Consider the following 14,588-nt stretch of genomic DNA (forward strand, 5'->3'; position numbering starts at 1 on the left):
ATTGGAACGTATAGATGTACCAAATACACTTAAACTTCTGCTCGCTGCAAAAAAAGGGTGCTTTAGCTGTATTAAATACAACTAAAGCACCTATAATTCTCGAAAGTATCTTTAATTTGCCACTACTCAGAATAAAACAAGAAATCGTCTTTTTAAGCAAAGTAGAAGTCCCGCCTACCCACTCAAAAAGGATCGATTTCTTTGTTATGTCCGCATTTATAAACTAAATTCGCTAATTGGGCAGTTCCTTCTTCAAGTTGATCGTAACTGTGGTGCCTTGCCCCGGTGTGCTGGAGATACTTAAACCATATTGAGGGCCATATTCCAGTTTAATTCGTTCGTCCACATTTCTTAGTCCATACCCGCTCTGAAACAACACATCTTCCTTGGCTTGGCTAAGCGTCGCACCGTTGGAAAATCCCACCCCGTCATCAGTCACTGTGAAGCGAATCTCATCTGCCACTAATTCGCCTTTAATCCAGATTCGGCCCATCCCGCGTTTCTCGCTGATGCCGTGTTTGATCGCATTCTCTGCAATAGGCTGAAGAATCAGCTTCAGAATGCGAACCTTGCGCAGCGATTCCTCAATCTCGTATTCAATCTCGAACTTATCCGGAAACCTCATTTGCTCAACTGTCACAAAACTCTGCACCAAGCGGATTTCTTCGTCCACGGTCACGAACTTGTCGCCTTTATGCAGGCTGATTCGAAAAAAGGTAGCCAATGAAGAAATCAGCCGTTCGATATCGGGCTGCTTCTTCAGTCGGGCAATCCAGGCAATTGCATCCAGTGTGTTGTAGAGAAAATGGGGATTGATCTGTGATTGAAGTGCGGTCAGTTCAGCTTTCCGTTGCTTTTCTTTCTCCTCATCTTTCTCCAGCATTAATTGGCTGATCCGCTCCACCATCTGATAGTAGCTGTTCTCAAGCTGAAAAATCTCATCAACCTGACCGCGCTGTTCATAAACAGCGGCCAGATCTTTTTTGCCAAACAGGCTCAGCTTCTTCTTCAAGTTCAGCAGTGGACGGGTGATTTTGGCTGCCAGATAGAAGGAAAAAATTAGCAGCACAATAAAGGTAACGCTGGCGAACAGAAGCGCATTTTGATTGCCTTTGGCGATTCCCGAGAGCAGTTTGTGATTGGAAATCACGCTGGTGAATTCCCAGCTGACCCCAAGTGTCTCCAACCGGGGATTCAAAGGATAAGTAGCAATGATGTAGGAATTTTCGTTATCTGACCAGGTACGATAGCCTTCTTTTTTACCTGGACGAAGAGGGGCGTTTTCCTCCAAAAAATTGCCCAAGAGCCGTTTGTCGGGGTGAGAAATAATCCGATTGTCGGAAGTCAGGAAGGAGTAGCCGATGCCAGTGAAGCTGGAGGAATACAGGTCCGCCAAAGCAGCCTCCCTGACATAAATGATCACGACCCCGATATTTTGTCCAGTATTGAAATTGCGGAACTGCTGGCCGAATGGAATATACGCATTGCCTTCTCCATCCCGTTTGATCTCACCGACAACAGGCATGCTGCTCTCCTGAATGCGTTTGATGAACAGGGCTTCAGGCACCTCCAGCATCTGCTCCTTAGACTGGTAAGAATAAAGCATATTATCGTTGGTGCTGATAATCACGTTACCCACCAGGTCGTTCTGGGCCAGCATACCGTCGATGATAGCTCCGATTCGCGATTCCTTATCAGCTGACGGCAGGGAATCATTATTGATGATTTGGTAAATATCACTGTTCACCAGAAACCGCAGAAACAACATTTGAATGTCATCGACCATGAGCTCCACGCTAAGCCCAATTTGGCGCTGAGTCTGAACGACATGGCGGTACAGATCCTTTTGCAGGTAGGTATAGGAATAAAAATTGAAAATAACGAGCATCAGCACCAGATGCAGAGACAGTCCTGCTAACAGAACAACAACAATCCGGCTTTTGATCTTGAACCGCCTCATCCAGGAATCCAACCGGTTGGCTAGTCTCCGCTTACCCATAGGTTTTTGCATATTCACTCGGCGGGATGCCCGTCATTTTTTTGAAGATCTGGCTAAAGTATTTGGAGTCGGTGAAGCCGACCTGATTGCCAACCTCGTACACCCGATACTTCGGATTGCGCAGCATACGTTTGGCCTCCTCGATACGGTATTCCGTCAGACATTCGTAAAAGGTTTTGTTCAGATCTTTACGGAACAGATGCATCAAATGGGTTGGACTGACGAAGACCGCCGCAGCAACCATCTCAACGGTAATGTTTCCGGCATAGCGCTCCCGGATAAAAGCGAGTGCGTCCCTGATTTCGCGCCGGCACCGAGCTCCAGCCTCTTCTTCAGCATACAGCACACGTTCTATGCCAGAAAGGGCACGCTGCGCAGCAAGTACAGCCTGCCGGTATGAATCTACGATCCCGTTCCATTCTCCCGCAGGTTTACCTATGCCGACGCTTAAGGCCTGGCCGAAGTGCTGTTGGCTCCATTCAGATAGTTGTTTGCCCAATTTTCGTGCAGAATCTCCGGCCAGCTCTGGTTCCCCGGTCCGAAGGATCATAACCCACTCCAGATGGCTGTCCCGGAATAGACACAGTTGCTCAAAAGAATGCGCTTCCAGAATAGTCGCCGCTGCATCCTCCAGCGCTTTGCCTACAGTATTTCCTTGAAGGCCGTTATCAGGAGGAAAGGTAATGGACAGCGGTAGGATAGCTTTTCCAGGTTCCAATTGCAGTTCCAGTAATTTTATCTTATTTGAAATAAACTCTTCGTCATGCAGTTGGTCATGCAGCAAATCCTGCCAGAACTGCTTGGAGATCGAGGCCATTTCCTCATTAAGCTGTGAATACCGCTTGGAGAGTTGCTTTTTGCCAAGGATTTCATCCCCGACGCTTCGAACTGTATTTGCAAGTTCTTCTATATTAATGGGCTTTAGCAAATAGGTGGAGGCGCCATAACGCAAAGCAGCCTGCGCATATTGAAATTCGTCATAACCGCTGAGCACGACAATCCCTACGAGCATGTCCTGTTCCCGTATTTTTTCGATGAGCTCAAGACCGTTCATATACGGCATACGAATATCGGTAATGATCACATCTGGACGGTGCTGTAGGGCAAGCTCCAATCCTTCCTCGCCATTGCTGGCTTCTCCTATGATCTCGACGTTGTATTCTGCCCAGTCTATGGTCTGAGTGATGCCCATGCGGACCAGATATTCGTCATCCACTACAAGCGCTTTCAACATTGGCTTCACCTCGAAGTAGTTTCTAATATGTCTTACAGCCATTATAAACATGAAACCTCTTAAAGAGGAGGTATAATTTCTGAGGTTGTCAGGATCGCAAACGATTTCGCAGTATATTCCCCGGTGACTCTGCGCAGTGACTGCCACGTAGCGTAAGGATCAAACATTTCAACAGCTTCGCAAACCGTTTCATAGGATTCCATCCTAACTTTTGCAAAATCCACTGTGATAGACTTTAAGCGTAAAAGAGCAGTAAGCGCTTTTATAAACATAGAGAGATCGAAATTGAACGTTGTAGGAGGAGTACACTAGATGCAAGATTCATTTATTCCATTTGGGTTTCAATATTACCGTTCCCCGACCCCCTTCCGTGATCAATGGGAACAAGACCTAAGCAATATTGCCGGACAGGGCTTCAATTGTGTGAAATATTGGGTACAATGGCGCGCGAGTGTGTCCAAAGAAGGGACCTATCATTTCGATGATATTCAGGAGCTAATGGATATTGCGCAGAGGAATGGTTTGAAGGTCATTTTGAATGTAATTTTCGATGTGGCGCCGGCCTGGTTCTATAAAAAATATCCTGATTCCAAAATGGTTACAGCGGACGGTTCCATTCTGGAACCAAGGGCGATTAACTGCCGCCAGATCGGCGGAGCGCCGGGGCCCTGTTATCATCATGCAGCTGCCGCCGAAGAAAAGGCAAAGTTTCTGGCGGAGACGGTGAAGACTTTTAAGGATCATCCGGCGCTCTGGGTCTGGGATTTATGGAATGAGCCTGAACTAACCACAGGAATCAAGCGCAAGCTGTCTTTTGACAACCAGGTGTGTTATTGCGAGCAATCGCTGTGGGTGTTCCAAGAACGGCTAAAAAATAAATATGTTACTTTGGAAGCCCTCAATGAATCATGGCAGCGGACTTACGGGAGCTGGGAGGAAGTAGAGGCACCGCGTGGACAAGGCGTATTTAATGATCTGGTGGACTGGCGCCTGTTCATGTCCGGTACTTTAACGGATGAGCTGCGGAGCCGGGTAGATATAGTGAAGTCACTGGATCTTTTGCATCCTGTTATGGCCCACACTGTGCCCGCCCCTATCTTTAATATGATTACAGCGGGTTCGGACGACTTCAAGCTGGCTGAGCCCTGTGACTTGACAGGCAATAGCCTTGGGTCCTCGGCCTGGTCTGCTGATCTACTGATCTCTGCCGCCAAAGGTAAACCCATTATCAATTCGGAGATTCATGCTTTGCCAGGCAATACTGCAATGAAGCCGCGTCAGCCGGACCTGCGGGAAATGAAACGGCATATTCTGACCCCGCTCGCTCGTGGCATCACGGGATATTTGTTCTGGCAGTACAGACCAGAGATATTGGGACAGGAGGCCCCTGCATGGGGCAGTGTATATTTGGACGGAAGTCCAACCCCATGGTACAAGGATATGGCTCATCTAAATAAGCTGGTGCAAAACAATAAGCAAGAGCTGATGCATGCAAAACGGCGCGGAGACGGGATTGCCATTCTGTTCAGTCCGCAGAACCAGGTTGCTAACTTTGCGGCACATGATCATCTGGACACCTACAACGATTCCTTACAAGGCGCCCATAAACTACTGCATGAGCTCAATTATAAAGTTGAATTTCTGCATGAGACGGATGTTAACGAGAAGACACTGGAGCAATACCACTGCTTGTGGATGCCTTATCCTCTATATTTGAACCGCAAACTGTGTGACATCCTACGCCAGTGGGTGGAAAAGGGCGGGATCTTGATTTCGGAATGCTCGTTCGGTGCACTTCAGGCAGAGAATGGCTGCCACAGCTATACGGTGCCCGGTTATGGATTTGACCAGGTGTTCGGGGTCCGTGAGACTTGGATTCATTCCGCTGAGAACCTGGATCACAGCTATCATCAGGTTGCGTTCGAATCACGGACAGCGATTCCGTTGCGGAATGTTATGGAGCACAGCAAGGCGGAGGAATCGGCAGCAGACGATACGGCGCACGGATCCTATTACAAATCGGATATCGAGCTGGAAAGCCATGTGAAGGTACTGGCTGAATTTGCCGAGGACCGCATGCCTGTGTTGACTACCGCCGCTTATGGCAACGGGCGTGCCGTATGGTTTGGTACCTTGCTTGCGGCTGCCTACTGGCAGGATGGACATCCCGGAACGCTTCAGCTGGTGCGGGATCTATTACAGAAGGAACTAAAGCTGCAGCCGTATGTACAAGCAAGCGGCGGTGTCCGCGCGGATCTCTCCGAGTGGGAAGGTGAGCAGGACCGAGGGGCATTTCTTTTTGTTCATAATGAAGGGGATATGGCGGTTAAGGCTGACGTTACGCTGGGTATTGTTTATACTTCTGTCGAACCGTGGTTTGATGATGGCAGCGCTGAAATTCAACCAATGAATCTATTGAAACCCACAACTACAAAACTGACTGTGCGGGTAGAAGCTGGAGATGTTCAAGTATTCCGATTATCTTAACCGGTATCAGTAAAGAACGGAGAATATAGAGCCGGTGAAAACTGGCTAAAGGAGTGTATCTATATGCGTTCGTTAGATTATGTTAATCCATTGCAGGGGACGGAGTCAGATTTCCGGTATTCACATGGCAATACGCTGCCACTTACAGCGCTGCCATTTGGTATGGCGGCTTGGTGCCCGCAAACCTATGAAGCAGGTGGAACCTGGTTCTTCCACCCGCGCCATCGCCACCTAGAGGGTATCCGGCTGACCCATCAGCCCAGCCCGTGGATCGGAGATTATGGGCATCTGACCCTGTTGCCACAGACAGGTCCACTTCTGCTCAGTCCCGGTTCACGTTCTTCTTCCTTCAAAACGGAAGAGATGCAAGTGTCCCCTCACTATTTCGATGTGTTTCTTCAACGTTACCGCACCCGGCTGGAGCTGACTCCAACCGAACGTTGTGCAGCGATAAGAATAACTTTCGCTGAGAGGCAGCAGAACAGGCTTATTATAGCACCTCTGAAAGGTGAGTCACATCTCACCTTCCAGCCGGATAAACGTAGAATCACCGGCTACACAAGAGGCCATACCGCCGGGGTGCCCGATAATTTCGCGATGTATTTCGTGTTCCAGTTCGATAGGGATTTTCACATGGAGGAGTCGGGAATCTTTAACGGAGATTATCAGCCACTGGAGACCCATGAAGGGACTGGCGAACGACTGGGCGCTTACGTAGGAATAGCTGCACCGGAATCTGGCATAGTGGGAGTGAAGTGCGGGACTTCCTTTATTAGCGGAGAGCAGGCGCTGCTTAATCTGAACCGAGAGATTGGGGAAGACAGCTTCGGAGAGATCTTGAATAGAGCAAAGGCAAGCTGGGAAGAACGGTTGGGGCGCATTGTTGCTGAAAGCGCAGATGAAGAGAACCTCCGCACCTTTTACAGCTGCATGTACCGAATCTGCCTGTTCCCAAGAACGTGGCATGAATATAATGAGCAGAACGAGCAGATCCATTACAGCCCCTTTAACGGCAGCATCTGCCAGGGTCCGATGTATTCGGATATCGGGCTGTGGGATGTATACCGAACCAGCCTTCCTTTATACAGTATCCTATTCCCATCTTTATTGGGTGAGATTATGCAGGCGTGGACATTGGCATACAAGGAGAGCGGCTGGCTGCCAAAGTGGCTGTCACCAGGGGAGCGCAGTGCCATGCCCGGCACACTGATTGATGCCGCAGCTGCGGATGCCGTGGTTAAGGGCATCGGCGGATTTGATACAGAGGTACTGTATGAAGGTCTTCTGAAGCATGCAGATCGTCCATCAGTGGACGAGAAGCTGGGCAGAAGGGGCCTTGAATTGTACTTGCAGCATGGTTATCTGCCGCATGACCGTTTCCATGAAAGTGTAAGCAACACGTTGGATTATGTATACGGAGATTTCTGTATTGCGCAGATGGCCAAAACACTTGGCAAAATGGATGATTATGAGCGTTTTATGGCTCGGGCACAGAATTATAAGCTGCTGTTTGATCTGACAGTTGGGTTTATGAGAGGTCGCAATGAGGACGGTACTTGGCAGGAAGTATTTGATCCTCTGGAGTGGGGTAATCCGTTTTGTGAAGGCGGGGCTTGGCAGGGGAGCTGGGCAGTGCCCCACGACTTCCCGGGACTAGCCGGGCTGATGGGTGGTGAAGAGGCTTTTGTCCAGCGTCTGGATCAGTTGATGACCGAGGAACCGGTATTTAAAGTGGGATCCTATGGTTTGGAAATACACGAAATGTCGGAAATGGCCTCCGCCGATCTGGGGCAGTTTGCCATCAGCAATCAGCCGAGCTTCCACATTCCTTATATATTTGCCAGACTGGGTGTGCTGTCCAAAACGCAATATTGGGTCCGCAAAACCATGGCCGAACTGTTCAGCAGCCAGATGGATGGTTTACCCGGCGACGAAGATAACGGCAGCATGGGTGCTTGGTTTATTTGGAGCGCCATCGGCCTGTACCCTTTAAGTCCTGGAATTCCTGAATATGTGCTCGGCAGCCCGCTTTTTGATAAGGTAACTATTCAGCTTGAAAATGGGCAGCAATGGATCATTGAAGCAGAGAACAACAGCCCCGCCAATGTGTACAGTAAATCCGTCCACTGGAACGGATCGCTATGGCAGCACCACTCTCTGTCACATGATGAGATTGTCAAAGGTGGAGTCTTGAATTTCTGTATGTTTTCGGGCACAGATCAGTCTTAAGAACAATGCAAGGCAGTCTGGAAAATTCCGGACTGCCTTTGTTTTTATTAGATGATTTTACAATCAAAAAAAATTGAGGAACACACTGAATCAGTGATGAATGCAAATCGACTTTTCTATAAATCACTCCGATCCCGTAATTGCATGGAAATCATGCTTGATATACAACAAGCTGCTGCTCACTCCCGACAAACGCGCTGAATTCCTGCACATTGTACAACATTCCACGTTCGAATACGTAACTTCTCTATTCTCCGACAGCATTTTTTTATAGGGCGAAAACTGGGCTTTACGGTCAAATCGTGAAATGGCAAACCATTTCGCAGCTTTCCCGCCTGTTATTTCAACGTAAACATGTCTAATATCGAAGAGAATGAAAGCGCTTAACATCGAGGATGAGAGAGGAGGAAATAACTTATGACTCTAAAACTTCATTCCAAAAGAAATCAGCTAATCGTTATTCTGACCGCTCTGTTAGCAGGAAGCCTGCTGCTGATTGGTGCGAAGAAGTTGCAAGCTCCACAAGCAGAAGAAATGCTTCTGACCCTTAACGGGCAGGAGGCCACAGCAGCGGAGTTCAACTGGCATCTTCAAATGAATCGGGCACTGATTGTTGATTATTTTAAACAAACTTACAACGCCGACTATTCAAAAGACTTCTGGTCTGCCTACTATTCCGGCGAAAATCCAATGCAGAAATGGATCAATACAGCTCAAACTCAGCTTTTGACGAAGCGGATGGAGCTACAGCTTGCTCAAGAAGCAGGAGTCGTAACGGATATCAGTTTTGAAGGTTTTCTCAAGGAGATGGAGCGCGAGAATAATCGGCGGAGTCAGGCAGCAGCGAATAAGGAGGTGGTGTATGGTCCTCTTCATCTGGAGGCGCAGGCCTATTTCAGTTATTACATGAGCAACCTTGAGGATGCCACGATTGAGGCAATGCGCAGTAACGGAAGTATCGTGATTTCAGACGAACAGGTGAAATTGGAATATGCAGCAAATCTAATTGCGAAATATTCTCTGCCGGGAACGATTCGTCTGGAATGGGCAACGCTTCCCTTTGGCCCAGAAACAGAGTACAAAGATCAGCAAAAAGCCTTAGAAAGAATGGAAAAGCTCCATGCAATAGCAACAGCGACAGCAGCAACAGATTCTTCAGGCACAGGCTTCCAAGACCAGGCAAAAGAGTTTGGCGTAAACGTTGGCGAGGTGAAAATAACAAGTGCTTCACGGCGAACAGCAGCTTTGGAAAATCCAAAGGTATTGCTTACCGCAGAGCAACTGGCGCCGGGAGAGTTTAGCGGTTTGTTTACTGAAAATGGGGCTATTCACCTACTTTACTGCCTGTCGGCAGATGATGCAGCTATTCAGCCGTTCGATCATGTGAAGGATGCCATCGCACTGAATTTGGCGCAGCAGAAGTATAGATCCATTGTGGACGAAAAGCTGTCCGAAGCTGTCGTGGAATGGAATTACCCGATGGCTGAAGATCTCGCAAACCAAACCATCCAATAAATGTTCAAGGGGGAATAATACAATAATGTTCAAAAAACTCGCAAAATCACTGCTTATAATGGTGCTGATCTTCACAGCGCTGCTTCCCGTAATGGGCGTTTCTGCCCATGCTGAAGAGACGAATGCCGATGATTTCTCAACCCTACCGGCAGCGGAACACAGGTCCGAGAACTGGCTAATTGACAGTAGTAATCCTCAGTTTTTCGAAGGAGATGCAGCCCGGCTGGTCAGAACCTCCACGGAGACTGGCTATGCCATTTACCCTTTGACTGGAGTTCAGTCGTTTACGCTTCAAGCGTATTATTTCTCTGGTTCCACGGCTGTTATCAAGTTCTACGGATCGCCAGATGCAGATATCTGGACGGAGCTTCCAGCCATCAACGACAGTCCCACCGCAACCGGTTCTGGCTGGTACGGAACAATATATACACCCTCGGGGGCGCTGCCGGATGGTGTCAATTATCTCAAAATTGAAGTCAGTGGTGACCTCGATACCTGGCTGATGCAGCTTGGGCACCTTACACTCTCCAATCTGTCGCTTGCACCACAAACGATTGTTGATGAGCTTGACGACATTGCACAGCTTTATGCACACAGTACAAATTGGTCTTTAGATACAAGTAATCCCGCTTTTTTTGGTGGAGATCATTCTCGTGCGGTGAGAACAGCAGACTCAGCAGAATCACTCGTGTACCATTTGCATAATCTGCAACATTTCACAGCCCGCATGCATTCCTTTGCCGGGTCTAGTGGGACTATCAAGTTCTATGGTTCGGCGGATGCATCCACTTGGACAGAACTTTCTGTTGTTCATGAACCTCCACAGGCCACTGGTGATGCGGCTTGGACTGGGACGAATTATACTCCGGCACAAGGGATACCTTCCGGCATTCATTATTTAAAAATCGAGCTTAGCGGTGATTCCGCACCCTGGCTGATGCAACTAGGATCGGTCACTTTATCCAACCGCTTGCCTGGAGATGGAGGGAGCAGCGGTGGAGACGGAGAATATTATGTGGATTCATTTGCAGGCAGCGACAACAACGATGGAAAAACACCGGAGACTGCCTGGAAGACCTTCTCTGTAGTGAATCAGACTACCTTTGAAGCTGGGGATCGTATTTTGTTAAAGAAGGGTGGAATCTGGAACGAACAATTATATCCTAAGGGCAGCGGCACAGATGAAGAACCGATTACAATATCTGCCTATGGGAGTGGAAGCAAACCGATTATCAACGGTGGAGGCATGGCCGGAGCAGCTGTATACCTACGTAACGCTTCGAACTGGGTGATTCGGGATCTTGAGGTCACTAATTATGCTTCCGAGAGGGGAAGTGTTTACCGGGAAGGTATTATGGTGGAGAATGCTAATGGAGGAACATTAAGTAATATCCGCATTCAGGATAACTATGTCCATGATGTATCAAGCAGTTTCCGTTATCCAACGGTTTCCGGAGCCGAAGGTGGCCCACATGCGTTTGGAGGTATCTCCGTATATGTGGGCGGAACGACGGGCACGGACAAGTTCGATGGGGTATGGATCGAGGGCAATACAGTGGAACGGATAGGCCGGACCGGTATTGTGGTATGGGATCAGCGTTTTAACGGAGCAGACTATGCTACGGTCAATGTTACGATCCGTGGAAATTATGTCAAACAAGCCGACAGCGACGGTATTCTCACCTTCGGTGCGGATGGAGCGGTGATTGAGCATAACATAGCGGAGGAAGGCGGAAATTATTCCGAAGAAGGCGAGTTTAACGGATCTGCCGCAATTTGGCCGACTCGCGGCAAGAATAATATCGTCCAGTTCAATGAGTCTTTTAACACGAACAAACCAGAGGGAGATGGTCAAGGCTTCAATCTGGATATCGATACGATGGACAGTGTGGTTCAATATAATTACAGCCATGGCAACAAAGGCGGATTCATGCTTTTTGTCGATGCCCGTTTGACTCCAGGCGTGCTGACAGGCTCCTCTAACAATGTAGTCAGATACAACATCAGCCAGAATGATCTAACGCATACGTTTAATTTTGCAGGCGGGGTTACGCCAGATACACAAATCTATAACAATACTATCTATATCGGAGCTGGGCAAAACACCAAAATTATCGATCATGAATGGGATGACGCAGGAAATATTAACGCTCCATATTCTTTTAGGAACAATCTGGTCTACAACCTTGGTCAAGGAGGTTATAATCTGCCAGGGGTGAACGGTAGCTTCGACCATAATCTATTATATGGCAACCATCCAGTAAGCGAGCCGGAAAATACCAATCCTATCACAGCAAATCCACTCTTAGTTGCTCAGGGCACCGCCGGAATGGGCTGGAATACAGTGGACGGTTACAAGCTGAGAGAGGGGTCTCCTGCACTTGGGGCCGGTGCTGTCATTGCAGACAACGGTGGGCGGGACTACTGGGGCAATCCCGTTTCAGCAGCAACTCCACCGAATATTGGAGCTTATAATGGACCCGGACTTGATCCTGCTACGCTTCCAGAAGCCCCTGTAGATGATCTGCGACTATATTTTCAAGGTTTAAAAATTGCTCCTCATATTACAGATGGTAATAACGGCGGCATGTCGCTACAACTTCAATTTACGAACAGTTCCAGTGTGGATCCTCTGAGAATTAAAAAGATTTCCTGGACCCTAGGGGAAGAGACTGGTCAGATCAGCGGTAGTGAATCGCAATTGTCTGAAATTGCCCCAAATAGTGGATTTACTTATTCAATTCCACTGCCGGGATTCTCTGAAGGGGTTAAATATCCTCTTGAGTTGACAGTTGACCTTGAAGGTTATGAGACAGTTCACCTCAAGCAAAACATAGATATTAACCGGATACAGCATCAGTCCGATACACGAAGTCCAGCTCTGATTGATCTTGCGGACGGAACCCCTTTGCTCAACGGATATAAGGGTGCGGATGATCTTAGTGGAACAGCGCAACTACGCTGGGATGAAGAACACATTTATTTGACCGCCGATATCCGCGATGATGTATTCAGCCATAATGCCGCCGGGATTAATATTTGGCAAAATGACAGTATTCAGTTCAGTCTTGCTCCCGGTGTACCGGGCGATAGTCAATCCTGGTATGAATACGGAATCTCGCAAACCCCAGAGGGGCCGCAAATATATCGTTGGCTGTCTATGAAAGGTGCAGCTACCGGAGTGTTGACTAAGGGAACTTTAAGTGTGACCAGAGATGAGGCGACCAAGGTTACATCATATGCACTGGCACTACCTTGGAGCGAAATAAGCCCGATCCGTCCAGCGGCGAGCGATATCTTAAGCTTCTCCATGCTGGTTAACGATAATGATGGCGCGGGTCGAAAAGGATATATTGAATGGGGATCAGGCATTGGCGCTGCGAAGGACGCCTCACTTTTCCGCACCTTCCAGTTTATGAACGTAGAAGGTGAAGAAGAGACCCCACTGAGTGATAATGCCGATTTGAGCGTTTTGAGTATGGACGGTACAGACATCCCTGGGTTTGACCGTAAGAAACTGACCTATACAATAAATGTGCCCTTTTCCAAGACAGCGGTGGCTGTAACTGGGACACCTTCTGATGCAGAAGCCAAATTGACGGTAACAGGCGGAAGTGAGCTTAAGGTAGGAGATAACAGAATCGATGTTAAAGTTACCGCTGCGAACGGCATAACAACTAAGACATACACTTTGAATGTAGTGCGGAGTGAAGAAGGTGGGGGAACAGATACGCCCGGCAATTCGTCCGGCAGCAATAATAGTGGCAACACAAATGAGAGTAGTGGAGGAAAAATAGTTAATCCAGTGAATATAATTTCAGCGGGCCGTATTCGCATTCAGGGATCACCCGGTGCTGAAGGAATGAAAATTGCACAGCTTCCCACAGGAGAACTCCAAAAAGCGATGAAGGGAGTGCAAGATGGAGCTTTAGTACTTGAGCTTGCTGAAGAGGATGCGACTGCCAGTGGTGTGGCTTTTCAAGTGCCCATTCCCGAACTAAAAGATAATGTTACTTCCCTAACTGTAAAAGCAGGTGCTGCCACAATAACACTTCCAATTAACACTTTAGGTGAGAATATTCCAGAGGGTGCCCGGCAGTTGGAGCTATCTATCCATTTTGTTGATGCGTCAACCCTTCCAGTTGCCTTACAAGAGAAATGGAAAACGCATGCTTTGTTCCGGATCTCAATGACGGTAGACGGTAAGTCCAAAGAAACATTAAGCCCTTCTGCGGCAATGAAGGTATCATTTGGATATGAATTAAACCCTGATGAAGTCCCACATCAAGCCATCGTCTACTCTGTTACCGGTGAGGGAGTGGCCGAAGTGGTCAAAAACTCCAAATACGTATCAGGAACAGGCAAAACAACGTTTACAACAAGGGATTTTGGACTCTATGCTGCAGCTAATGCAAATATCCACTTCTCCGATGTTGATTCAGGCTCCACAGTCATCTTGGAAACTTTGGCTTCCCGTGATCTTATTCATGGCACAGGCGGGGGCAAATTCGAGCCTGCCCGGCAAATTACAAGAGCGGAATTTGTTCAACTGTTAGTATCAGCGCTAGAACTTCAAGCCGAGAGTAGCAGTACTTTCAAAGATGTGAGTTCAAATGCTTGGTATTACCAAGCTGTCTCAACAGCTCAGGCGCTAAAGCTTGTTAACGGACGTAGCGAAGGCGTATTTGCCGCAAAAGAACCTATTTCCCGCCAAGAAATGGCTGTTATTCTGTTTCGCGCTCTGAGCTTAACTGCTCTCCAGTCGGATATCTCCGGCAAGGCAGCAACTTTTGCCGATGAGAATCAAATCGGTTCTTACGCGATGGATGCGGTTGAGTACCTGCGGGAGACAGGAATTGTCAACGGTTATACCGACGGTACCTTCAGACCACTGAGCCTGACCACACGTGCGGAAGCCGCTGCTTTAATTTACAGAGTAATGGAATTGTAAGCACCACAAAAGAGCTGGAGCCAAGTTCACTTGGCTCCAGCTCTTTTTGCTTTCGGAAATGATAATTGGGATGGTGACGGCAGTTTCAAAATCACGATGAATCTGGCTGAGCTGGCGAACAGCAGCGGGATCACACGTAGCAAAGAAATGACCGTAGTCGTTAAGGAATAGAA

General features: G+C 48.0%; 8 protein-coding genes. 5 read left to right on the forward strand and 3 right to left on the reverse strand.

What is annotated here, in order from left to right; translation table 11 throughout:
* Nucleotides 1-232: 232 nt before the first annotated feature.
* The 3 genes from MHH46_RS15935 to MHH46_RS15945 are packed head-to-tail and all read right to left on the reverse strand — an operon-like array spanning nucleotide 233 to nucleotide 3,505.
* Nucleotides 233-1,999, reverse strand: a complete 1,767-nt coding sequence (locus tag MHH46_RS15935; protein ID WP_405132621.1) for a histidine kinase — start codon at nucleotides 1,997-1,999, stop codon at nucleotides 233-235.
* Complete coding sequence (locus MHH46_RS15940) at nucleotides 1,992-3,275, reverse strand: response regulator (RefSeq protein ID WP_076125525.1); 1,284 nt, start codon at nucleotides 3,273-3,275, stop codon at nucleotides 1,992-1,994. Before MHH46_RS15940 ends, MHH46_RS15935 begins: the two co-directional genes overlap by 8 nt.
* 17 nt (nucleotides 3,276-3,292) lie before the next feature.
* A complete protein-coding gene (locus MHH46_RS15945; RefSeq protein ID WP_405132622.1) occupies nucleotides 3,293-3,505 on the reverse strand; it encodes a hypothetical protein in 213 nt (70 codons plus the stop codon).
* 40 nt (nucleotides 3,506-3,545) lie between these two features.
* On the opposite strand from MHH46_RS15945, the gene MHH46_RS15950 reads away from it, so the two are divergent.
* The 5 genes from MHH46_RS15950 to MHH46_RS15970 all read left to right on the forward strand — a co-directional run bounded on the left by MHH46_RS15950 (nucleotide 3,546) and on the right by MHH46_RS15970 (nucleotide 14,586).
* Nucleotides 3,546-5,720: an alpha-amylase family protein gene (locus tag MHH46_RS15950; RefSeq protein WP_076190332.1), complete on the forward strand. Its 2,175-nt coding sequence runs from the start codon at nucleotides 3,546-3,548 to the stop codon at nucleotides 5,718-5,720.
* A gap of 63 nt (nucleotides 5,721-5,783) precedes the next feature.
* Nucleotides 5,784-7,949, forward strand: coding sequence for a GH92 family glycosyl hydrolase (locus tag MHH46_RS15955; protein ID WP_076190331.1), 2,166 nt, complete (start codon nucleotides 5,784-5,786; stop codon nucleotides 7,947-7,949).
* A 417-nt stretch (nucleotides 7,950-8,366) separates the two neighbouring features.
* Nucleotides 8,367-9,464 (forward strand): hypothetical protein, encoded by a 1,098-nt coding sequence (locus tag MHH46_RS15960; protein ID WP_076190330.1) that lies wholly within the window; start codon nucleotides 8,367-8,369, stop codon nucleotides 9,462-9,464.
* Between the two features lie 25 nt (nucleotides 9,465-9,489).
* Nucleotides 9,490-14,415, forward strand: a complete 4,926-nt coding sequence (locus tag MHH46_RS15965) for an S-layer homology domain-containing protein (RefSeq protein ID WP_076190329.1) — start codon at nucleotides 9,490-9,492, stop codon at nucleotides 14,413-14,415.
* Nucleotides 14,416-14,445: 30 nt separating this feature from the next.
* On the forward strand, nucleotides 14,446-14,586 hold the full coding sequence (locus tag MHH46_RS15970) for a hypothetical protein (RefSeq protein WP_179086266.1): 141 nt from the start codon (nucleotides 14,446-14,448) through the stop codon (nucleotides 14,584-14,586).
* Nucleotides 14,587-14,588: the final 2 nt, after the last annotated feature.

It is taken from the genome of Paenibacillus sp. FSL H8-0175, assembly GCF_045040615.1.
Taxonomy (GTDB): domain Bacteria; phylum Bacillota; class Bacilli; order Paenibacillales; family Paenibacillaceae; genus Paenibacillus_AQ; species Paenibacillus_AQ odorifer.

Coding starts and splice junctions, on each gene's coding strand:
- MHH46_RS15965 (WP_076190329.1), top strand. CDS start 9,490: ATGTTCAAAAAACTCGCAAAATCACTGCTTATAATGGTGCTGATCTTC.
- MHH46_RS15955 (WP_076190331.1), top strand. CDS start 5,784: ATGCGTTCGTTAGATTATGTTAATCCATTGCAGGGGACGGAGTCAGAT.
- MHH46_RS15945 (WP_405132622.1), bottom strand. CDS start 3,505: ATGTTTATAAAAGCGCTTACTGCTCTTTTACGCTTAAAGTCTATCACA.
- MHH46_RS15935 (WP_405132621.1), bottom strand. CDS start 1,999: ATGGGTAAGCGGAGACTAGCCAACCGGTTGGATTCCTGGATGAGGCGG.
- MHH46_RS15950 (WP_076190332.1), top strand. CDS start 3,546: ATGCAAGATTCATTTATTCCATTTGGGTTTCAATATTACCGTTCCCCG.
- MHH46_RS15960 (WP_076190330.1), top strand. CDS start 8,367: ATGACTCTAAAACTTCATTCCAAAAGAAATCAGCTAATCGTTATTCTG.
- MHH46_RS15940 (WP_076125525.1), bottom strand. CDS start 3,275: ATGGCTGTAAGACATATTAGAAACTACTTCGAGGTGAAGCCAATGTTG.